Source organism: Halobacillus sp. ABD4_316, assembly GCF_056161385.1.
On the sequence record NZ_JBSWZA010000003.1, the window covers coordinates 401357 to 422687 of the forward strand.

The following is a 21331-nucleotide window of genomic DNA, read 5'->3' on the forward strand; positions in this document are numbered from 1 at the left end:
TTCTATTGTCCACGAATACCATATGCTGTACCTCAATCCAATGAGAGGGGATACAGGATGCACGGCGCCATTCACATTCAAAAAGAACATGGGGAAGGGCGGGAGTTCCACCTCCCACACCCCATCCTTCAACAGCTGTCTATTCAGGAGGAAACTCCGATGATCGTCGAGTTCGGTTCAAAAGCTGCGGCTGTCACGATAAAAGGAACGAAGGAACGACACGCACGCCTTTTCTCACGGATTGCGGATGAACTGCTTTTCCCTGACCAGGGACGTTTTCAACTGCGTCATGATGAGGGTCATCTCAGGATCGGTCCTCATTTAGGAATATTAGCGGCAGGCAGGGAAAAATACCTGCCCGGTAAAAGAAAACGGTTCAACCATGTGCTGCAGAATGATCCGCTCCAAAACGGCATCCTCACCATTTTTTCTATGGACAGTATTCAATCCAGGCACACGCAGTTGAGCGGATACATGTATAACCCCCTTGATGAAAGCTGGGAGAAAAGACTTCTCCCCTACCCCGATGTTGTGTATAAGCGCATGTCGTTGAAGAAAGAGCTGAAGTTGAGCTTCGAACGTCACGTAAGCGGTGCCGTCTTCAATCAAGCGGTTTATTCGAAATGGCAGGTCTATCAGTACTTAAAGAAAGATCCAATCCTCCTTTCGCACCTGCCTCCTACCGCTCTTTATACAGGAGGTCCCGAGGCCGTCGATTGGATGAATCAGTGGGGATCCTTATTTTTAAAACCTGTCAAAGGGTCATTCGGCCGTAAAACCATTCACATTTCCCCTTCTGCCGGGAGCCGGACATGGCATGTACGGACGAGGGAAAATGGAATGAACTTGGAGAAATGCCTGCCTCCGGAAGAAGCAGCCAACCATCTGGATAAAATCATCGGTCGAAAACCCTACCTTGCACAGAAATGTCTGGACATAGCGTTCAATCACCAAGTGATCGATTACCGGGTCTACCTGCATAAGGATAGGCAGGCTCAGTGGAAAGCTGCTGGATGGGTCGCTAAAACAGGTGCTCCACAAAGCATCATCAGCAATCACGCCGGCGGTGGTCAGGTCTCTTCCGCAGAGGATGTGGTGAGGTCTTGCTTTTCCCTTTCCAAAGAAGAGATCGACCATCTCCGTGAAGAGATCTTTTCCGTGTGCTGCCGGGCAGCTGAACGCTTAGAGGAGGAGTCCGGCACCGTTTTTGGCTATTTTGGTGTGGATATTGCTTTGGATCAAAAAAGAAAGATCTGGCTGATTGAAATGAATCACCGGTATGTGGATGACCGGCTCCCCCTTTATGCAGGAGATCATGCGTTGTATTGGCACATACAAAAATCCTACGTAGATGCATTGAAAGGTATGTGTGGTTTTCCACAGGAACATCTCCCGGGCCCCCGGTAAAGAAAGGGACATGGAAGGTTATGGACTGCATCGTCTTTTTAGAAACACACAAATCCGGATCCAGCAGAGATGCCATCGAGGCAGCCGTGCAGATGGGGTATTTCACCATCCTCCTCACTCAGCAGCTGAAGAAGATGTACCAGCGCGAAGAGTATCCCGATGTGCATCAAATGATTTTCGTCAAAGATTTACAGGATAAAAACGTCATTTACGAGCAGCTGGCGATTATAAATAAACAAGAAAAACATATCAAAGCCTTCGTTAGTTTCGTCGACCCTTTTGTTCGTCTGGCTGCAGAAATGGCAGCTGAACTTGGTTTAACTTCCCTGTCTGTTTCCGCGTTGTATCATATGGAAGATAAAACAAGGTTCAGGGAAATTTTAAACGGACACCCCGCGGCTCCGAAGCATGCGGTTCTACCTTTGGAGAAAGATGCTGATCCATTGTTTCATACTTACGCCGATCAACTGCCCTTTATTTTGAAGTCCCCGGTTTCCAATGGCTCCAAAGACGTTCTCTTAATCAAAGACAAGGAGGCTTTTCTGGATGCCTGCACCTATTTCAAAAGGCAGTCCGGTCTGTCCTCCCTCCTTCTAGAAGAATATGTGGAAGGTCCCCAGTATCTGATCGAGATCATTGTCGACCATGGAACGGTTCAGCTGGCCGCTGTCATTGAACAGATCATCTCAAAAGAAGCCCGCTTCATCATCACCGGCTATCTTATGCCGGCGCCGCTCTCTGATTCATGTACCGAAGAACTGCAGACGACCATCGAAAGTATCGTTCACCATCTGGGGCTCACGCATGGCACATGCCACGCGGAAATGAGGAAGACGCCCTCCGGGTGGAAACTGATTGAAATCAACCCCCGGATATCCGGGAGTGCTGTCAACCAGCTCATTTATGAATCCACCGGCATTTCTTTAGTAAAGGAAACGTTGAAGTTGAACCTGGGAGACAGGATTGACTGCACCCCGAAGAAACAGCTCTCCGCCTATGCTCACTTCATCACCATCCAAGGCAGGGGAAAGTTGATGAAAGTGACGGGAAAACAGAAAGCCAAAACGATGGAGTCTATAAAAAAAGTCTACGTAAAGCCGCGCAGAGGATCGATTTTGTCCGCTCCCGTATCCATGGGACACCGTTATGCGTATGTCATCGCTGCTTCACCGGACCAGGACGAAGCTGTCAGCGCAGCAAAATCAGCAGCGGAGAAAATCAAATTTCATTTAGAACCGATATAGGGTGTGGAATATGACACGGATCGGAATGCTTCATTACCGCCAAAAACCGCATCACGTCACGAAAGCTTTTGCTTATGCAGCTGCCGCAAAAATGTATGGATCAGATTTTTTCTACTTCTCTTATTCAGGGATTGATTTTGACCACAGACGCATCAAAGGGTGGATTTACCAGGAAGGATCCTGGCACGAAAAGGATCTCCCCTTCCCTGAAGTCATCATCAATATCAGTGCGCCCAGATCCTCAAAGCACAAGGCCGTCAGCCGTGCTCTCCGCAGACAGATCCCGTTTATCAGCCGATCGATTGGCAGCAAGCTGACTGTCTATAACAAAATCAAACGAGGAAAGACGTTTGCGGGCCACCTGGTTCCCAGCCACCCGCTTCAATCAACGGAAGATGTCCATTTGTTTCTTCAAGCTCATCCGGAGGCCGTCATCAAGCCTCACTCAGGCCGGAAAGGAGAATCCATCCACTTCATTACAAAGCTTGAGGATGGATCGGTGACCTGGCAGACCGGATTAGAGAAGCAGACCTGTCCGCGGGAGGTTTGGGAAAAGAAAGTCACCGACCTTCTTCAAAACAAAAAATATTTGATTCAGCCGTATATCGACAGTCGGACGAATGCGGGATTCAGCTATGACTTCCGCCTGCATGTCCATAAAAATAAAGAAGGCCGGTGGCAGACGGCCTTGATCTATCCACGAATCAGTGGAACCAAGCGATTAACAAGCAATGTCAGCCGTGGCGGCTACCGTGGAGAGCTTGTGCCCTTCCTAAAGGAAGAATTCGGCCGTGAATATTACAATATCAAACAGCTCCTTGAGTACTTTGCCGTGCAGTTCGCCACGCATTTCGAAACATTATACCCCGGACGTTCTTTTGATGAACTCGGGATTGATGCAGCCGTTGACCGCCATCATAAGCTGTGGATTTATGAAGTAAACTGGCGCCCTGGAAGCCGTCACAGGGAGTTTTCCATTGCCCGGCATATGATTCCTTATGCTTGTTACATGGCTCAGCAGTATAAGAGCTGAAAGCTGATCGAAAGGGGATGGAAAGGTTGAAGGATCATACGAGTCTATTGAAAAGCTTTGAAATACTTTATCAACAGCAGCGGGAACTTCAGGGAGATCCCTCAGATCCATGCAGCCCACTCCTGGCTAAACTCATGCGTATCGACACCATCCCCTTCTGCTTCTATGGACAGCACTCCTCCATCCCGTTCTCCGCAGAGGGAACCACGCGTGGAGAAACGTTTCAAACGTGGTGTTTCCGCATTGAAGCCATTGATAAACAAGAAAAAAACGTCCTTCTATCCCTTCTTCAGCCTTTTACGATTTACGGGGAACCTGCAGGATGGATGGAAGAAATCTATGCCTTAAAGAGGACGGAGTGTCTGATAACCCGGCCTGTTCATTCTATTTCCTCCCTCTCCTGTTTGAATATCGATTTACTGAAACGGGACATTATCGTGGAGCCGAAATGGTAGAATTCCGGCTCCTGTGCAAAGGAGAATCCTGTGAGAAAACTATCAGTACGTGACCTTGTGAAAGAATTGGATGGTGTGGTTGTACGTGAGGGCTCCCTGTCCGTTGTGAAAAGTGTCGTCACCCGTGTGAAGAAAGTAAAGCCAGGCTGCCTATACTTCTGCCTGGATGCAAAAGCACCGGCGGCCCAGGAGACAGAGCAGCTGCAATCGTGTGTGATAATCACAAGCCGCCCGAAAAGACTTCCATCCCTCCGCGGGGATATTACGGTTATTCAAGTGAAAAAAACAAGGGAAGCCTACCATCACTTCCTCGCCTGGTACCGCCGCCTCCTTTCCATTCCTCTCCTTGCCATCACCGGCAGTTATGGAAAAACGACGACGAAAGAGATGGTCAAGTATCTGTTATCAGAGCATCACCACGTAAAAGCAACGAAAGGAAACTACAATCTCTTCCGTTCGAACGCCGGGGTTTTCACAAGGATGAACGAGCATACCGATTTCGGCATCTTCGAATTCGGCGTTGGAAAGAAAGGGCATCTGGAGAAATGTGTCCGCTGTTTCAGCCCCTTTTCCGTGTTGATAACCGGGATCGGAACGGATCATATTGAACGCTATGGATCACAGCACTTGTATGCTGAGGAAAAAGCTGAACTACTCAAAGGTGCGGGAGTGGATCAACCTATTTTCCTGAATTCAGAATGTGACCATTCCAAGCGCTTCGCTCGATCCCTTCCTCCCGGGCAGATCATCTGGTTCGGGACCGGTGAACAGGCGGATTTCAGAGGATCCCACATCAGATATTCTGAGGAAGGAATGACGTTCACCCTCACCCATGCTGAAGAAAACTATGAAGCCTTCGTGCCTGCTTTTGGACTTCATATGGTCCGCAATGCCCTCGGCGCCATAGCTGCCGCCCATACCTTCGGGGTGGATATCGAAACCCTGCTGCAGCGACTCCGAACCTTTCCACCTTTGAAACGCCATTTAGAAATCACCAACGGCCTGAACGGATCCATATTAATTGATGACTCCTGGAACTCCAACTCCGGTTCCATCGAAGCTGCCCTTGCCGTATTACAGGAAAAAGCACGCGGGAAAAACAGTGTAGCTGTGCTCGGACAGATCAATGAGCTGGGCCCTGAAGAAATTCAAGAGCATAAGAAAATCGGACGCCTCATTTACAACAACCAGCCCGGACGGCTCATTACTATCGGAGAGCGAGCGGCCGTCATGGCCAGAGAAGCTGTGAAATGCGGGATGAGAGCGCGTCACGTATATATGTGCGGCACACCAGAACGAGCGCTTGAGCTGATTCAAAAATTTGCAGATGACCAGACCGTGTGTTTAATTAAAACATCGATGCGGGACTCCTATAGTCATTTCATCCGCGTCCTCAAAGACGAAACCTAAAAAAGCAGCCCTTCCCTTTATGGAAGGGCTGCTTAGCTTGTAGAAAAACCTTTTTCTAGTGACTCCAAAGGAGCGATCACCAATCCTTCGACATGGATAGGATTTTCCCCACGCAAGCGGCAGTAACGAAGCTTGTACTGTTCTTTTGAAACGGCGAAGCAGCTATGCTCAACGTTCTCTTTTATCATAGGATAAAGCTGTCTTCCCACAGGTATCGGCACGTGTAGCGTTCGGTGGTGACGCCTGCGGGAACAGCGCGAGCCGAAGATCCACTTGGTCAAATGGTTTTCTTGACCAAGTTAGCTGAGGCCGTGCCCGCGGCAAGCATCCACCGATAAGCGGAACGTGCCCTCTCAACATGACATACGGACAACTCTAACTGGATAGGACGAACTTTTTCCTGTGCGCTCTTATTTAAAGCCCGCCACTCGTTTCGCATACAGCATATTGGCTGTACGAATACGGTTGGCAAGTTCTTTATCTCCCGTAAAAGAAGCGACAAAATCATTCGGATTCCGATGATTGATTTCGATCAACCACACACGCCCGTGTCGATCCACACCGATATCGATGCCCAATTTACAATAGTGGAAACCGCAGTTCTCGATGACCTCCGACGCTCTTAGAGCCAGATCTTCGATCTCACGGATTAGAGAAGACACTTTTTCCTTATCCTTAAACATCCGCTCCAGCAGGACGACCGCAGGTTCAATCTTCCCCCCTTGATGACGGTTACTGACAATCTGACCTTCCTGGCTGATCCTTCCCATCAGAGCAAAGTTCTCCCAGCTTCCTTCCCCGTTTTTCACCATAACCGCCCGGAAATCATTGACCCTCCCCTCATATTGAAGGTCGAGGCCCTGCTGAACGATCACCTCACTGCCCGCAAAGACGTCCTTTAAGAAAGTCAGCCCGTCTTCAGATCGAGGGAATAAAAACTCTTTTTTATCTTCGGAATGAATATAGATCACCTTTATCCCTTTCTCTGTACGCAGCACCTTCGCCACACGTTTTCCCTGCATCCCTTTTACGGGCTTTATATAAACACAAGAATGAGCCTCCAGCATCTCAAGAAAATCTACTGAATGCTGGAAAATCTTCGTTTCGGGAAGGTACGGCTTCAAAAACGAGGAGGACTGAAACCACGTATACATTTCCCACTTGGTAAACGTTCCGGAGTGAAAAATACGGTCTCCGATGAATTGGTGAAATTGCTTCTGCCATTTCTTCTTTAGTGGAACACGCTTGAAAATGACCTGTGGAAACGGATAGATTCCTGCCGTCCACTCCCTTTTCACAGGATCAAAGAGATACCCAGCCACCAACCGTTTATCCACGTCCACCGCTTCATTGGAAAAAGCAATGACAGCTCCACCAAAGGATTCGTAGTTCTTCACATAACGACGCAGCTTGTGCAGCATATCCTGCAAACCTTCCAGGCGGCTGGAGGCAACGATTCCTATAATAGGTCCAATATGAATGGTGTTTCCCACACATTTCACTTCATAATGGGGCTGCGTGGGAATCATCAGGATACCGAGCGCATCCTCTGACAAAACCATCTGACCTGGGTCTATCCGTTCGGATGTCTGCAGCACCCCCTGACAGGACTGCAGTCCGAACTCCCAGGTGTATACCCGGCCGTCCTCCAGCCCCTCTTTCAAGGCGGATGATGGGTGAAGCGTGATGGCTGTTCCCATCCCCTCTCCTTTATTCACGTGATACATACGTGTCCCCCCTGTTCATTTTCCGTCTTCTTTTATATGTATGAACAACAGGAAAGAACATATCTTTTCTTCCTTCTGTATACATAGGATAAATGGAAACCCGGGAGGTGAGACATATCGTAAAAAAAGAGACCATCGGCATCATCCTGCCTGACAGCACCTGCGACCGGCTGGCAGAGGAGGGAAGTCAAATCAATGTCCGTGCATATCAGGAGGCGGCGGACCAGTTCAAGTTGACGGCCGCCTTTTTCAAGGTGAAAGATGTCCAACCCGGCAGGTCGACAGTAAAAGCATGGATCAGCAGTGAACATCGATATGAACAGCGGACGATTCCTCTTCCACAGATCTTGTATTCCCGTGGCTTTTTGTCCAGGAAGCAGCAGAGGTTCCTAACTGAATCAGGCATCATCTTCTACAATCACAAAGGCTTTAAACACGATAAATACCGGATGCATACGATGATCAAAAAAGACCCTGAGCTTCGCCACTGTCTGCCGCGGACAGCAAAAGCAGACCCAGCCGTTTTAAAAACCATGATGGCCTCTTATGATTCTGTCCTCTTGAAGCCTGTCAACGGCAGCCTGGGTGCTGGAATTATGCATATAGAGAAGATCTCAAAGAACAGCTGGCGGTTGGAATACCAGGTGAAACGAAAGCAGTGGAAACTTGAAACGTTCCAGGAGGAAATGCCTGAAGTGATCTTGAAAGCCTTCGATGCCAGGCCTTATCTCATTCAGGAAAAGATTCAGCTTGCTGCCTGTGAAGGAAGGCCCTTCGACCTGCGCGTCGTTGTCCAGCGCAATCACACCGGAAACTGGGTGGTCGCCGGTATTTTATGCAAGGTGTCACCGAGTAAGGATCAATTCATCACGAATCTTAGTCAAGGAGGGCAGTCGCTCAGCTTTGAAGAAGTTTTCACCCACCATCCTGACTTCCCACTGATTCCAACAAGAGATGGTATTGAACAAAGGGCTGTCCAGCTGGCCCGCCACATCGACAGGTATGCCAAGCACATTGCAGATATCGCTTTCGATCTGGCTCTGGATACTTCCGGGCGGGTGTATTTCATCGAATGCAACTTCCGCGGTCGTTACGGAAATGTCCGCTATAAAGGAAAACGCCTGGAGGAATGGAAGGCCAAACATACCAATCCCATCGGATACGCTCGATTTTTATACGATCAAATGAAACACCCCTGATTTGATCAGGGGTGTTTCATTTCCATATAGGTGTACCTTTTCAGCCTTCCTTTCCGCTTGAATCCATACGTTTCATACATGGGCCGGCTGTTTGTATTGCAGTATGCATACAGTTTTTCCGCTTGCAAGGAGCGGACACGCTTCAGCCGCTCTTCAAAAAGACGGCGGTACACGCCACGCCCGCGGAACTCTTCCAGAACGAGATCGCTTTTACATTTGATCCCGTATTTAGTCCGACGGAAAGCACATACGCCGGCGAGTTTTCCTTCACAGTAGGCTCCGAGCCAGGTCGTCGCTCTTGTCTTCCTTAATTTCAAAGACTCCTTTTCAAATGCTTCTTTCAAGGGCAGAACATCTCTGAAACTGATTTCCTTCATCTCCATGTCCAACACGTGAAACTCCTCTGCCTTTTTTCCTACTATATTCCGCCGTGGTGTCACGTGCGTGGATGCACATAAAAAAGGCTGCTGAGAATGAACTCAACAGCCTTCCTACATCTATTTCCTTTTGTTGATGGTATGTCTGCCGATGTACATCCACATCGATCCATAGGTAAGGAAAAGAAGAATCAGAAACAGCGGCACGGACAAAAGATCCCGGATGACCATAGATTCCATCCCCTTTTTATTTTAAACTGTCCAGAGGAAACGGGAAGCATACGTAAAACAACACAGCAATCGGAACAGTCAGAATCAAAGCGAGAGACGGGCGTTTGTAATGAACCGCAAGGATGAGGAATAATAGAGTATTCAGCGGGATATTAAGCCAGTTGTTCCACCCATGATCATAAACAAACATCCCTTTCATGGAAAACAGCCACTCCAGCGCCGTGTAGAAACCAATCCAGACGGCAAAGTAATAGACGCGGGCGGTCTTCGAACCCGGCATCCGCTGCAGAAAAATGACAAGACCAGCCGGGCAGATGATGAACGTGAATGCAGCGTTGATGACCGAATGGTTCAGCCACTCCAGTGTAATCCCCCGGAAAGCCCACAGCGTATGATTGTAGTAAAAATAGTTATAGAGAAAGTTAGAAAGCATAAAGAATAACACCGTCGGGTACTGCCGCCGCCACTGGGTCCAGTCAATGAACCTCCACGCAAACAAAACCCAGACGATAATGACAAGCAGTAAGTACATCGTTTATCCACTCCAATGAGTCAATTACCATCATTGTCGTCGATGACCGCCATTTTTATACTTGTCCCCTACGTAAAAACCTTAATAAAATTTCGCATGGAAGTAATCATCGAAATAACTGCTGGGCTTTGTTTTAATAACGAGATGCGGAGACCTCCCGAACACAAGACTATTGGCCGGAACATCTTCATCCTTAATATAGGAGCCGGCACTAACGATCGTGTTCCTTCCGATCCGGCAGTTTCCAATGACGACCGCTCCCGCGAGCAGAGACACCCTTTCCTCGAACACCGGGAAAATATTATGGTTATTTCCAACCGTAATGTGCTGGGAAAACACGAAATCGTCGGCATACACCGCCTTTCCAAGAACAGTGCCTACTGGATGATCAAGGAAAAAGTAGTCCGGCAGCTCCACCTCATAATAAAGATCGACGGCATTCAAAACCTTATTCAAATAATAGATGCGTTCCGCCAGTGAAAACGCCTCATATTCACGTAGGACTCTTGATAAATAATAAAGAAAGACCGTATACTGTCCTGAATGAAAAGGGTTGAAGTATACCTCGCCATCTTTTCTATAGTACTTGTTCCGGCTGCGGGAAAAGTTCACGGCCGTTTTTCCAATCGCTTTCCCTACAGCAGATGCCAGGAGGTTTCTTTCCCTTTTGACATGGTATAAGAACAAATGGTCCAGCTGTTTTTCAACCAAACAAATGAGATCTTTTACCGGAACAGCTGTCTTCAGTGCCCCCACTCCTCTTCTCACATCGTTTGATTACAATGTACGCCGCTGATTTCCTGATATGCGTAAAACGGTTCGTTTGTGAGGCGTCTTCTCATCCTTTATACTTCATATATAAGGATGAGAAGGAGGAATTTGGAAATGGGAGAAATGGAAACATTGTATTCCTCACAGTTTAAAACAGGGGCTTATCCGTTTTATGAGGATAAACGAACATCAAAGCCCGTCTTCCCGATGTCAGAAGACAACGGGTATACTTCCTGGCTTGTGACGAAATACGATGATGTCAAAGAACTCTTGAAATCATCGAGCTTCATTAAAGATCAAAGCCGCCTATACGCCACCAGAGACAAACCCTCCCCGGAGGAAGGGTTGAATATTTTCGAAAATATGATGCTTGATGCTGACCCTCCTGATCATACAAGGCTGCGAAAGCTCGTCCAGCCTTATTTCAATCCAAAGACAATCAAACTTTTAGAACCACGTATTCATGAGATTACGGATGAACTGCTCGCTGAAATGGAAAGTAAGACAGCGCCGGTCGATTTGATTGATGATTTCGCTTTTCCGCTTCCGATTATTGTGATCAGTGAAATGCTTGGTGTGCCTGTCGAAGATCGTGAGAAGTTCCGCAAATGGTCCAACACCATCGTGGCCGCCTCTGATAACATGGCTGGTGATTTCGTAGAGGATGTCGAAGCATTCACTCTTTACTTAACCGATCTTTTTGAGAAACGCCGGGCTCATCCCAGGGAAGACTTGATTTCCTATCTGCTTCAAACGGAGGATGAGGGCGATCAGCTGAGTAAGAATGAGTTGTATTCCATGGTCGTCCTGCTCATCATTGCCGGGCATGAAACCACCGTCAATTTGATCGGCAATACGATGTATGCGCTCTTTGAACATCCCGATCAACTCGAGCAGGTAAAAAAGGACCTATCGCTCGTGCCCCAAACCTTGGAGGAAGGCCTGCGTTTCTATAGTCCCGTCGATTTCTCCACAGCACGCTGGGCCGCGGAGGATATGGATTTTCACGGAGAAACGATTAGAAAAGGGGACTTCATCATGGCCTCGATCAGCTCAGCGAACCGGGATGAAGCGAAATTCACCAACGCCGATTGTTTTGATATCACCCGGCAGAAAAATGCCCACGTGGCTTTTGGTTTCGGCATTCACTTCTGTCTTGGTGCTCCACTTGCCCGCATGGAAGGAAAAGCCGCTGTCGAAAAACTGCTGCATACCTTTCCAGATATCCACCTGGACCCCGAACGTGAGCGTCCGGAATGGCGTCCCGTCTTCCTGCTCAGGGGCCTTCAGTCTCTCCCTGTCCAGCTTTCCTGAAGAAAAGAATAAAACCAGGTCCGCATCATTTCAGCGGGCCTGGTTTTATCTCTGCTCTACTTGAAAGAGCCCCGGATCAAAAAAGTGACCATACAAAAAGACGCCTCAAGGAGACGTCTTTCCATCAGCCATTTATGTCTTTCGCTGACGCAGGGCATAAAAAACGGTAAGAACCAATAATAAACCGGCAAGGATATAGGCTGTATACACTACGCCCGGAACTCCTGCATCTTCATTTTTTACAGCGATTCCAATAAACGCCCAGACAAAAACAAGTGGATAAATCCAGTCGTTCTGGCTGGTCATAAAGACTAAAGCAAGCAGGAAGCCGACGATCAGGAGAAGGATCGTCCAGGCAGAGGCAGAAATCCCAAAGCCGTCCCATCCGATATAGGTCAAGAAATAACTGATATTGGCAATCGTCGCGACACTGATCCAGCCTAAGTAAACGGAAAAAGGAAGCCGTTCCCAAAACGAAGCTCCTGCTTCCTGAAGCTTAAGATAAAGGCGGATGAGCGTGAGCAGAAGCGAAAGCATAACAAGGACGGACAGCCCGAAGAACTCGTAATGCCACATAAAAATCCATAAACTATTCAACAGCGAGCTTAACACAAACAAACCGCTCGTATTCTGGTAAACAGGAAGATTTCTGCGACTTTCCGGGAACATGCTGAGCACCCAGATGCCGAGTAATAAATAGATAAGTCCCCAAATGCTGAACACATAGCCGGCTGGCGTGAACAGCACATCCAGCCTGTTCGATATTTCCCCTGTTGTCTGACCATTCAACGGCAAGGCATTCGCCAGCCCGTTCACTACTACGACGAGAAGGAACGCAGCCAGATTCATCAGGAATTTCCCCATAATAAACACCCCTTTTATAAAACATTCATGTTTCATTATTATTCCTTTTGACCCCGGAATAAAACATTTCCATACCAACCAGAAAATTAAACCCAAACGATTTTATATTTCCCTCTTGCGTTAGAGTGAACTCCAACCATTATAGTTACGTTGAACAATCCGGATTGATGATGATAAAACGATGCCACATGGATAGAGAAAATCAAAACATTAAAGGATGGGATGACAATGAACAAAAGTATTGCCGTTGTTACGGGAACTTCCTCAGGTCTTGGCCTTGGAATTAGTAAAGTCTTAGCAGAAGCAGGCTGGAAGGTTTATGCAACGATGCGGAACCTCGATAAAGGAGCACCGGTGAAGGAACTGCAGCAGAACGGACTGGATATCGAACTTCTCCAGCTGGACGTACAGTCACAAGTGTCTGTCGATCAGGCTGTCCAAACCGTCATTGACGAAGAAGGTCGCATTGACTTATTGATTAACAATGCAGGCATAGGCTACATCCGAAGCACCGAACAATCCTCAGAAGAGGATTACACACGGATCTTTGATATCAACACATATGGACCCATCCGCTGCACAAAAGCCATACTCCCTCACATGAGAGCACAGAAAACAGGGCGTATCGTATCCATCTCTTCGGTCGGCGGGCTCGTCGGACAACCCATGCATGAAATCTACTGTGCGTCTAAATTTGCACTGGAGGGGTATTATGAAAGTCTTGCCACCTATGTAACCCCTTATTTCGGCGTTGAATTTATGATTGTCGAACCCGGTGGTATTGAATCCGAATTTGCCAATTCCGTTCTTGCAGACATTGAAAAGACAGGTGGATTTCCAAAGGACGAGTATGAACAGGTCCTCAATGACTTTATGGGACAGCGGGGAAATCATGATTCAGGAGTGTTCCAGACGCCTGAAGAAATTGCAGAGCGCATGATGGTGGAATTAGAGAAAGACACCCTTCCTCTCCGCATGAGAACTTCGGAATGGTCTGAGGAATTCACGAAGTTGAAAACCTCTGCCGATCCAACCGGTTTGAAGCAGACCGCCATGGTTACTTCCAGCCTTCTCGGAAAATAAGGAAAAGACGATCCTGCACTAAGGATGGTCTCAGCTTGTAGAGAAACCCCTGTTTCTTTACAAGCTTTTTTTTCTTACCACCAGGAGCAAAAGCCCCTTCCCTTTCCGCGGACGAGCGCCCGAGCTTCCTCGCAACACCCACGCTCGGCGATCTCGGCCCACTCGTTCTTCCGCAGGAGTGGAAGGGGCACCGCTCCTTGGGGATTCTTTAACATCGACAAAGACTCTCCTTCACCCAGCTCACCTTTGCTGGATGGAGGAGAGTCTTTGTCATATTCCGGCAGGCAGCCGTCATCAGCGCCAGTTCTTTCCCTTTTTCTTTTACACGCAATCTTCAATCGCGCAGCCTATGCCGTTCTTTTGAATCTGCGAAGCTACGCTCGACTTTCTCTTTTCTCATACGGTATATCCACGTTCTTTCATTTTATCGCAGCGTAGTTTTACACAGGCACCGGCACGAAGAGCGTTCGGTGGTGACGCCTGCGGGAACAGCGCGAGCCGAAGATCCACTTGGTCAAATGGTTTCTTGACCAAGTAAGCTGAGGCCGTGCCCGCGGCAAGCATCCGCCGATAAGCGGAACGTGCCCTCTCAACACGAGATGCGGACAACTCTAACTGGCTAACACAGGCTTTTTCTACAGCCAAAGACCATCCTGAGTGCAAGATGGTCTTTCTTCATTAGGTGCGACCTTAGTAGGTATTATCGGTTCCTTGGTCAAGGACGCTGTGATTTCCACGGAGTCTGCACTCCGTATGACTGCTGTTGGAGGTCAGATGCACAAGAGATCCCATCTGGGAAGCGAGATCAGCATCCCAGATCATTCCCCGCAGGTAATTATAATCCCCTGTTACACGGACAGCACTCCTGCTTATACTGGAGAGCTGGATCTGCAGATTCGTAAAGTTATTGCCGCTTGCTTCGTTAGGGATAGTCTTGGAAGAATTCATCCATATCCCCCTGACACAGTCATCGATCGTCACGTTCATGAAATTATTGGCATTCACCCAGCTGTAACCGGAGGAAGGTTTCGTTACCCTTACTTCTAAAGCTGTATGAAGCCCCACTGCTTTAATATCATCAAACTGCAAAAAGGATATTTCATCTGAAGGCTGACTGGAAGACAGGTGGATTCCTGTACCCTTATGAGATCCCGACCAGTTCACCATGTTAATCTGTTGAAACCTGGAGCGGTTCCAGGAGTTATAATACTTGTACTTCCCATCAAAAACAAGAATTCTACGACTAAAACGGCTGTCGTCTATCGCTATATAGGCGCCTGTTATTCCCGCGTCCTTCTCAATATGCAGCACATCCTGATTGCCATATACAACAAAGCGGGCGTCATAAGCAAAAACAAGGTTCACTCCTTCACGAAGTACCAGCGTCTCATTGATCACATAATCTCCATCCGGGACATACACAACACTTGGATTTCCATTGATTGCCGCATAATCAATCGCCTGCTGCACTTTCTGTGAGTCGCTGCCGGTGAAATCCGTAACAATTACAGCATGATCTTGATTCAACTCTTCTCTACCTCCACGCGGTTTATCTGAACGAATAGAACCGCTGATATCCGGCACTTATGCCTTCTATCATTCTATGCAGACACCCCCATGCCTGTCCGGGATTCCCAGCATGAATCATGTGCTCCCCGGACGGTTCAAGAGGATGTAAAAGACTACTGCCGACGTGGAACACACAGCCATTACGAGTGCCATCGGAAGGGCACCACCGCCAAGACCGACAAGCGGTGAAACGATGGCACCGAGCAGGAAAGGCAGCAGACCAAGCAGCGCTGAGGCGCTCCCTGCCTGCTCGGCCTGATCTTCCATAGCCAGAGAGAAAACGGTCGTATTGACGATTCCTACACTCGTAACAGCAAGGAAGAGCGTGAAACATAACAGCACCACATGGGCTTCTGCCAGAGCCGCACCAACGAGCAGCACCCCCCCGGTAAACGCCTGAATCAATCCATAACGGAACAAAGCGGTCCCGCTGATCTTCCGGCTGAGCAAGCCGGTCACCTGGGTGGCTGCCACAAGTCCGAGACCATTCACCGCAAATACCAGACTGAACTGCTGGGCGGATAAGGCATAGACTTCCTGAAGGACAAAGGTCGAACCGGAAATATAAGCGAACATCCCACTCATAATGAATCCTTTACTTAATACATAGCCCATAAAGGTCCGGTCTTTGACTAATGAACCAAACGTCTCAATGGTCTCCTTCAGCCCGCCTGTTTTACGATTCTTCTCCGGAAGTGTTTCTTCTAAAAACATGGCTGATGCAAGAAGCATGAGAAGGCCGAGACCCGTAAGCACCCCAAAAATACCACGCCACGGCATCACCTGCAGCAGCTGCCCTCCCGCTACTGGAGCAAGAATCGGCGCAAGTCCGTTCACAAGCATGAGCAGTGCAAAAAACTTTGTGAGCTCAGCTCCTGAAAACAAATCTCTGGCCGTTGCCCTTGAAATGACCAGCCCGGCCGCACCGGACAATCCCTGCAGGAGCCGCAATGCCACAAAGCTCCAGATGGAACCTGTAAACAAACACAAAAATGATGCCAGCATATAAACTCCGAGCGCAATGATCAACGGCTTTTTACGGCCTCTGACATCACTCAACGGTCCCATAACCAGCTGACCGACAGCAAGACCGATCAAGCAGGCCGTCAAACTGAGCTGGGTCATCGATGTAGTTGTTCCAAGCTCATCCGCAATTGTGGGGAGCGCTGGAAGATACATATCTATGGTCAATGGACCGAAAGCACTTAATGATCCTAAAATAAATATAAATACAGCAACGGGACTTCGTCTACCCGCCCTTTCCTGATAAACTTCTGTGTGATTCATCCATTCGTTCCTCCTTTATGCATACCCGGCTATTGTACGGGGTCCACCCACTGGAGGGTCAAACACAAAAAAAAGACTGCCGGGAATCCCCTGACAGTCTTTTACTGTTTCACTTTGATTTGAATTTCCCGCGTATGCTCTTCTTCTTTATGGGAAATGAACGATTCTACGATGGTACGGACGAAAAACGGACCATCGGTCTGCCAACCCGCGTTCGTTATGTTCTCCAGAATGTTCTGGTAAACGGCAGGGCTGCGGCTTTCCTGCGCTTTCACATAAGTTGTCGCATAGAAGCCCTCTTCGAGAATCTTCCGCTTATCATGCGATTCTTCCTGTTTTTCATCCACGGTAATGAAAACAGCCCTGTAATCAACGGCCTCCGTTTTGAAAACCTCCGCCTGTTCGACAACCATCCCGACCGTCCCGACCATGATCGGGGATTTGGCACTCACCTGTTTTTTCAACGCACGGAGAACTTCTTCCACATCATCCAGCTTGCCAAAGTGTCCCCGCACTTCAATGATCGAACGTTCCGGAAAGAAGTCTATATTCGTCTGATTTCTGATCCGATGATCCTTGGAGGATTCGAGTTCCGATATTTTTTGATGCAGCAGGCGGTTCATACGGGTCAGATCTTCAATGAGATCTTCGTTTTTCTGTTTGTACTCCGCCAGCACTTCCATGAATTCATCGACTGTACTGTGCTCGACTTTTCTTTTGATTTCCCGGAGCGGCACACCCATATTTTTCAAAAAAGTGATCATGTCCAACTTCTTGAACTGTTCGATCGCATAATACCGGTACCCTGTCTGCGGATCCACTTCATAGGGGACGAACAAGCCGATATCATCATAATAACGAAGGGTTTTGACCGGAATGTTATTCAGTTTGGCCATTTGGCCGATCGTAAACGTTCTCTTCATCTTTCCCCCTCGCTTCTACCTGTTGTTTATTCCTCCAGAGCACGTTTCACTTCATCAGCCATAAGGTCGATCGGAGGAAGTCCACTGGATAGATACCACAGTTCAGGATCCAGGTAAACAATCTGGTCATTTTGAGCTGCCGTCGTACCGTTTACCAAATCGTTGTTCAACGTTTCAGCAGCGGCGGACTCTCCATTTACCACTTGGTCGCGGTCGACAACGAACAGGTAGGAGGGATCTTTTTCAGCAATATACTCAAAAGAAATATCCATGCCGTGCGTTGAAGATTCGATATCATCGGCCGTTGGCTGTACACCAAACACATCATGAAGCATGCCGAAGCGTGATCCCGGTCCATAAGCACTCACTTTCCCACCGTTGGACAGAACAACAAGACCATCCTGTCCATTGCTTTCTGCTGTTTCTTTCATAGCAGCGACCGTTTCATCTAGTTCATCAAGCTTGGTCTGCACTTCATCTTCTTTATCGAAAATCTGCCCCAGTGTTTCCATACCTTCTTTATAGGATGCCATAAAATCAGCAGGATCAGCCGATAAATACAACGTTGGAGCAATGTCCTTCAGTTCCTCGTAAGCTTCACCCTGACGTCCGGCAATAATGATCAGATCCGGCTGCATTTCATAAATCGTTTCAAAATCCGGCTCTTTCAAACTCCCGAGATTCGTATAGTCTTCTCCTTCATACTTGGAAAGGTACGAAGGGATGTTACTTGATTTTGCCACACCTGACGCTTCAACTCCAAGCTGATCCAGCGCAGATAGTGTACCATAGTTGAAAACAGCTACTTTCTCAGGATTTTCCGGCACTTCTGTTGTACCTAGTTCATGTTCAATAGTAAAAGTCTCTTTCGTTTCTTCAGATTCATTATTTGTCTCAGCTTCCGCACTGTTCCCTTCTCCTTGAGAAGAACAGGCCGCCAAAAACATAACAGCAGCAATAAACAAACCAAACAACCATACTTTTTTCATCATCGACTCATCCTTTTTTCTTTTATTTAAAATGTAGACAAATTCGTTCACCGTTAATGAGCTGCACAGGAATATCCATGTCGTAGACTTCCTTCAGCATCTCACTGTTGATCATTTCCTCCGTCGGGCCTTCCCGGGCAATCTCCCCATCCTTCAAGGCAACAATCCGGTCGGAATAGCACGAGGCAAAGTTGATGTCGTGAATCACGATGACCACCGTTTTCCCCATTTCCTCAACCATTTTCCTCAATGATTTCATAATTTGTACGGAATGCTTCATATCCAGGTTGTTCAAAGGCTCATCGAGCATGACGTAGTCCGTATCCTGCGCAATAATCATGGCAATGTAAGCACGCTGGAGCTGACCACCACTCAATTCATCGATATAACGCTCCTGGATCTCCTCAAGCTCCATGTAATGAATGGCTTTGTTGATTTCCTCCCAGTCCTCTTTTGTTAAACGCCCCTGTGAGTAAGGGAAGCGTCCAAAACTGATCAAATCACGGACCTGGATTCTCAGATCTATATGATTGGACTGTTTCAGGATGGAAAGCTCTTTAGCCAGATCGTTCGGTTTAATTGAATGAATGTCCCGGCCGTGCAGAAGCACCTGGCCCTCATCCTTGGAAATCAGCCGGCTGAGCATGGAAAGCAGGGTGCTTTTCCCCGCCCCATTCGATCCTATGAATGATGTGATCTTTCCGGGCTGAATGTCCACGGACAAATTTTCTATGACTTTTTTCGAACCATACGTTTTTGATACGTGTTTCACTTCTACCATGAACGATTCTCCTTCAACAATAAGTAAAGAAAGTAAACACCGCCGACAAAGTTTACGATGACACTGATTGGAATTGAGAATGTGAACAGATGCTCGACGATAAACTGTCCACCTGCAAGTGTGATGATGCTGATCAAAACGGCTCCAATAATCAAATAGCTGTGGCGGTAGGTTTGAAACAACTGATGAGCGACGTTGGCGACGAGCAGTCCGAGGAATGTAATCGGACCCACCAATGCTGTCGATACAGAAACAAGGACAGCAATAATGATCAGCCAGCGCCGGACAATTTTGTTATAAGGAATCCCGAGGTTCACGGCCTGATCCTGTCCGAGGGCCATGACATTCAAATATTTCAACATCGGAAACGCATAAACCCCGGCCAGGATTATAATGATGACGGAAATACCAAGCAGGTCATCATTGACATTGTTAAAACTGGCAAACATGGAATCCTGAACAATCGAAAATTCATTCGGGTCAATCAGCATCTGCATGAAGGAAGAGATGCTGCTGAAAAAGGTCCCGCATATAATTCCAATCAACAGAAGGAAATAAATATTGCGCTGCTCCATTCTGAATACAAGCCTGAACAGAAGCAGAGCGAACAGCACCATTAAACCTACAGACAATACAAAGTGGAAGCGATTCTCCATCATCGCCAGCTGCTGACCTCCGAAAACAAATACGATGGCCGTCTGGATCAGCATGTACAGAGAATCGAGTCCGATTAAGCTCGGCGTCAAAATCCGGTTGTTCGTGATCGTTTGAAAAATGACCGTAGAGAAAGCGATACAGCTTCCTGTCAAAACAATAGCGGCGACTTTCATCAGCCTGCGCGGAAACACATAACCAAAAGCTGTTCCGATATCCCAGAACAAAAAGAGAACCGAAAACGCGGTGGCCAGCAGACCGAGCAGGAGCATTTTTCTTTTAAGAAGCATAAGCATTCCTCCTTAACAGCAGAAACAGGAAGATGCCGCTTCCAAGAACGCCGACCGTCAAACCAATGGATATTTCATAAGGGAAGATCAACACCCGGCCGAGCATGTCACATACGAGCACAAACAGGGCGCCCAGAAGAGCTGTATGGAGCAGGTTCTTCTGCAGATGGTCCCCTTGGTAAATCGATACGATGTTCGGAATGATCAAGCCGAGGAACGGCAGAGAACCGACCGTCAACAGTACAATGGACGAAACGAACGCGACAATGACAAGACCGATGTTTACAATTTGTTTGTACTGAAGGCCCAGGTTGCTCGCAAAATCCTTTCCCATCCCGGCGATGGTAAAACGGTTGGCATAGAAGTAAGCCAGAATCAAAGCCGGAATACTCAAATACAACAGCTCGTACCTTCCTTTTAATATCATCGAGAAATCTCCCTGCAGCCAGGAGCCGATGCTCTGGATCATATCAAAACGGTAGGCGATGAACGTCGTCAGAGATCCAACGATATTCCCGAACATCAGACCAACAAGCGGGATGAAAATCGTATCTTTGAATTTGATCCGGTCGAGAATCTTCATGAATAGAAACGTCCCGGCCAGAGCAAACACAAAAGCGATGGAAACCTTCATCAGCATACTAGCTGTCGGGAAAAGAATGAGTGCCGCAAGAATGCCGAGTCTTGCAGAGTCCATTGTCCCTGCCGTTGTCGGCGACACGAATTTATTCCGGCTCAGCTGCTGCATAATAAAGCCGATGACACTCATGCTCATCCCGGCGATCAGAATACTAAGCAGTCTCGGGATCCGGCTGACAAGCAGAATTTCCTGCTGCTGGGAGGTCAACCCGCCAATATCCATCACAGAGAGCTCCGATACGCCGATGAAAATAGATGCTATGGATAAAACGATTAAAGTTATGGCTAAGTATAAAACTCTCATACACGTACTTCTTAATGGAATGCTTCAATCTCCAACACGACAAAGATAATCATTCTCAATTAAAAAGGCTGGACCTCCCCTCTTTCTTTCCTTCCTTATACACCCCATTATAATGATAACGATTATCATTATCAACATAATTTTCGATCAATTTCTACACGGGTCCTCTCATTCTTCTTTCCATGCTAAACCCTCCAGTAACTGGAGGGTCAACAAAAACTGCGCTCTAAAGCGGAGTATGGACGCTT

20 protein-coding genes are annotated in these 21331 nt (G+C 47.7%); 8 read left to right on the plus strand and 12 right to left on the minus strand.

The window, feature by feature from the left end; translation table 11 throughout:
- Nucleotides 1-57 precede the first annotated feature (57 nt).
- The 5 genes from ACXAJH_RS14465 to ACXAJH_RS14485 are packed head-to-tail and all read left to right on the plus strand — an operon-like array spanning nt 58 to nt 5549.
- Nucleotides 58-1407 (plus strand): YheC/YheD family endospore coat-associated protein, encoded by a 1350-nt coding sequence (locus ACXAJH_RS14465; RefSeq protein ID WP_474972090.1) that lies wholly within the window; start codon nt 58-60, stop codon nt 1405-1407.
- Nucleotides 1408-1427: 20 nt separating this feature from the next.
- Nucleotides 1428-2651: an ATP-grasp domain-containing protein gene (locus ACXAJH_RS14470; RefSeq protein WP_474972091.1), complete on the plus strand. Its 1224-nt coding sequence runs from the start codon at nt 1428-1430 to the stop codon at nt 2649-2651.
- 10 nt (nt 2652-2661) lie between these two features.
- Nucleotides 2662-3684 carry a YheC/YheD family protein gene (locus tag ACXAJH_RS14475; protein ID WP_474967345.1) on the plus strand — a complete coding sequence of 341 codons (1023 nt, stop codon included), beginning with the start codon at nt 2662-2664 and terminating at the stop codon, nt 3682-3684.
- Between the two features lie 26 nt (nt 3685-3710).
- Nucleotides 3711-4139 carry a hypothetical protein gene (locus tag ACXAJH_RS14480; protein WP_474972092.1) on the plus strand — a complete coding sequence of 143 codons (429 nt, stop codon included), beginning with the start codon at nt 3711-3713 and terminating at the stop codon, nt 4137-4139.
- A gap of 30 nt (nt 4140-4169) precedes the next feature.
- Nucleotides 4170-5549 carry a UDP-N-acetylmuramoyl-tripeptide--D-alanyl-D-alanine ligase gene (locus ACXAJH_RS14485; protein ID WP_474994353.1) on the plus strand — a complete coding sequence of 460 codons (1380 nt, stop codon included), beginning with the start codon at nt 4170-4172 and terminating at the stop codon, nt 5547-5549.
- A 410-nt stretch (nt 5550-5959) separates the two neighbouring features.
- On the opposite strand, the gene ACXAJH_RS14490 is transcribed toward ACXAJH_RS14485, so the two are convergent.
- Nucleotides 5960-7276, minus strand: coding sequence for a YheC/YheD family endospore coat-associated protein (locus ACXAJH_RS14490; RefSeq protein ID WP_474994355.1), 1317 nt, complete (start codon nt 7274-7276; stop codon nt 5960-5962).
- Between the two features lie 107 nt (nt 7277-7383).
- Between ACXAJH_RS14490 and ACXAJH_RS14495 the strand changes: the two genes are divergently transcribed.
- Entirely contained in the window at nt 7384-8475 is a 1092-nt protein-coding gene (locus tag ACXAJH_RS14495; RefSeq protein WP_474967341.1) for a YheC/YheD family endospore coat-associated protein, read from the plus strand.
- A gap of 5 nt (nt 8476-8480) precedes the next feature.
- Here ACXAJH_RS14495 and ACXAJH_RS14500 read toward each other — a convergent pair whose 3' ends face one another.
- The 3 genes from ACXAJH_RS14500 to ACXAJH_RS14510 all read right to left on the minus strand — a co-directional run bounded on the left by ACXAJH_RS14500 (nt 8481) and on the right by ACXAJH_RS14510 (nt 10371).
- On the minus strand, nt 8481-8858 hold the full coding sequence (locus tag ACXAJH_RS14500) for a GNAT family N-acetyltransferase (RefSeq protein ID WP_474972332.1): 378 nt from the start codon (nt 8856-8858) through the stop codon (nt 8481-8483).
- A 241-nt stretch (nt 8859-9099) separates the two neighbouring features.
- The gene (locus tag ACXAJH_RS14505) at nt 9100-9615 is read right to left on the minus strand and encodes a CBO0543 family protein (RefSeq protein WP_474994356.1); all 516 of its coding nucleotides are present in this window, start codon (nt 9613-9615) and stop codon (nt 9100-9102) included.
- 81 nt (nt 9616-9696) lie between these two features.
- The gene (locus tag ACXAJH_RS14510; RefSeq protein WP_474994358.1) at nt 9697-10371 is read right to left on the minus strand and encodes an LbetaH domain-containing protein; all 675 of its coding nucleotides are present in this window, start codon (nt 10369-10371) and stop codon (nt 9697-9699) included.
- Nucleotides 10372-10500: 129 nt separating this feature from the next.
- Between ACXAJH_RS14510 and ACXAJH_RS14515 the strand changes: the two genes are divergently transcribed.
- Nucleotides 10501-11700 (plus strand): cytochrome P450 family protein, encoded by a 1200-nt coding sequence (locus ACXAJH_RS14515; RefSeq protein ID WP_474994360.1) that lies wholly within the window; start codon nt 10501-10503, stop codon nt 11698-11700.
- Nucleotides 11701-11832: 132 nt separating this feature from the next.
- Here ACXAJH_RS14515 and ACXAJH_RS14520 read toward each other — a convergent pair whose 3' ends face one another.
- Complete coding sequence (locus tag ACXAJH_RS14520; RefSeq protein ID WP_474967337.1) at nt 11833-12564, minus strand: tryptophan-rich sensory protein; 732 nt, start codon at nt 12562-12564, stop codon at nt 11833-11835.
- 228 nt (nt 12565-12792) lie between these two features.
- Between ACXAJH_RS14520 and ACXAJH_RS14525 the strand changes: the two genes are divergently transcribed.
- Nucleotides 12793-13647: an SDR family oxidoreductase gene (locus ACXAJH_RS14525; protein WP_474972098.1), complete on the plus strand. Its 855-nt coding sequence runs from the start codon at nt 12793-12795 to the stop codon at nt 13645-13647.
- Nucleotides 13648-14337: 690 nt separating this feature from the next.
- Here the strand turns inward: ACXAJH_RS14525 and ACXAJH_RS14530 are convergent.
- The 7 genes from ACXAJH_RS14530 to ACXAJH_RS14560 all read right to left on the minus strand — a co-directional run bounded on the left by ACXAJH_RS14530 (nt 14338) and on the right by ACXAJH_RS14560 (nt 21083).
- Nucleotides 14338-15174: a hypothetical protein gene (locus ACXAJH_RS14530; RefSeq protein ID WP_474967335.1), complete on the minus strand. Its 837-nt coding sequence runs from the start codon at nt 15172-15174 to the stop codon at nt 14338-14340.
- 117 nt (nt 15175-15291) lie between these two features.
- Complete coding sequence (locus tag ACXAJH_RS14535) at nt 15292-16503, minus strand: multidrug effflux MFS transporter (RefSeq protein WP_474972100.1); 1212 nt, start codon at nt 16501-16503, stop codon at nt 15292-15294.
- Between the two features lie 101 nt (nt 16504-16604).
- The gene (locus tag ACXAJH_RS14540) at nt 16605-17426 is read right to left on the minus strand and encodes a MerR family transcriptional regulator (RefSeq protein ID WP_474967333.1); all 822 of its coding nucleotides are present in this window, start codon (nt 17424-17426) and stop codon (nt 16605-16607) included.
- Between the two features lie 26 nt (nt 17427-17452).
- The gene (locus tag ACXAJH_RS14545) at nt 17453-18415 is read right to left on the minus strand and encodes a siderophore ABC transporter substrate-binding protein (protein WP_474972102.1); all 963 of its coding nucleotides are present in this window, start codon (nt 18413-18415) and stop codon (nt 17453-17455) included.
- Nucleotides 18416-18437: 22 nt separating this feature from the next.
- Nucleotides 18438-19196, minus strand: coding sequence for an iron ABC transporter ATP-binding protein (locus tag ACXAJH_RS14550; protein WP_474967331.1), 759 nt, complete (start codon nt 19194-19196; stop codon nt 18438-18440).
- Nucleotides 19190-20140: an iron chelate uptake ABC transporter family permease subunit gene (locus ACXAJH_RS14555; protein ID WP_474967330.1), complete on the minus strand. Its 951-nt coding sequence runs from the start codon at nt 20138-20140 to the stop codon at nt 19190-19192. The genes ACXAJH_RS14550 and ACXAJH_RS14555 overlap by 7 nt, the downstream gene beginning before the upstream one ends.
- Complete coding sequence (locus tag ACXAJH_RS14560; protein ID WP_474967329.1) at nt 20130-21083, minus strand: ABC transporter permease; 954 nt, start codon at nt 21081-21083, stop codon at nt 20130-20132. The genes ACXAJH_RS14555 and ACXAJH_RS14560 overlap by 11 nt, the downstream gene beginning before the upstream one ends.
- Nucleotides 21084-21331 lie beyond the last annotated feature (248 nt).

Coding starts and splice junctions, on each gene's coding strand:
- ACXAJH_RS14465 (WP_474972090.1), top strand. CDS start 58: ATGCACGGCGCCATTCACATTCAAAAAGAACATGGGGAAGGGCGGGAG.
- ACXAJH_RS14470 (WP_474972091.1), top strand. CDS start 1,428: ATGGACTGCATCGTCTTTTTAGAAACACACAAATCCGGATCCAGCAGA.
- ACXAJH_RS14475 (WP_474967345.1), top strand. CDS start 2,662: ATGACACGGATCGGAATGCTTCATTACCGCCAAAAACCGCATCACGTC.
- ACXAJH_RS14490 (WP_474994355.1), bottom strand. CDS start 7,276: ATGTATCACGTGAATAAAGGAGAGGGGATGGGAACAGCCATCACGCTT.
- ACXAJH_RS14500 (WP_474972332.1), bottom strand. CDS start 8,858: ATGGAGATGAAGGAAATCAGTTTCAGAGATGTTCTGCCCTTGAAAGAA.
- ACXAJH_RS14505 (WP_474994356.1), bottom strand. CDS start 9,615: ATGTACTTACTGCTTGTCATTATCGTCTGGGTTTTGTTTGCGTGGAGG.
- ACXAJH_RS14515 (WP_474994360.1), top strand. CDS start 10,501: ATGGGAGAAATGGAAACATTGTATTCCTCACAGTTTAAAACAGGGGCT.
- ACXAJH_RS14520 (WP_474967337.1), bottom strand. CDS start 12,564: ATGGGGAAATTCCTGATGAATCTGGCTGCGTTCCTTCTCGTCGTAGTA.
- ACXAJH_RS14525 (WP_474972098.1), top strand. CDS start 12,793: ATGAACAAAAGTATTGCCGTTGTTACGGGAACTTCCTCAGGTCTTGGC.
- ACXAJH_RS14535 (WP_474972100.1), bottom strand. CDS start 16,503: ATGAATCACACAGAAGTTTATCAGGAAAGGGCGGGTAGACGAAGTCCC.
- ACXAJH_RS14540 (WP_474967333.1), bottom strand. CDS start 17,426: ATGAAGAGAACGTTTACGATCGGCCAAATGGCCAAACTGAATAACATT.
- ACXAJH_RS14545 (WP_474972102.1), bottom strand. CDS start 18,415: ATGAAAAAAGTATGGTTGTTTGGTTTGTTTATTGCTGCTGTTATGTTT.
- ACXAJH_RS14550 (WP_474967331.1), bottom strand. CDS start 19,196: ATGGTAGAAGTGAAACACGTATCAAAAACGTATGGTTCGAAAAAAGTC.
- ACXAJH_RS14555 (WP_474967330.1), bottom strand. CDS start 20,140: ATGCTTCTTAAAAGAAAAATGCTCCTGCTCGGTCTGCTGGCCACCGCG.
- ACXAJH_RS14560 (WP_474967329.1), bottom strand. CDS start 21,083: ATGAGAGTTTTATACTTAGCCATAACTTTAATCGTTTTATCCATAGCA.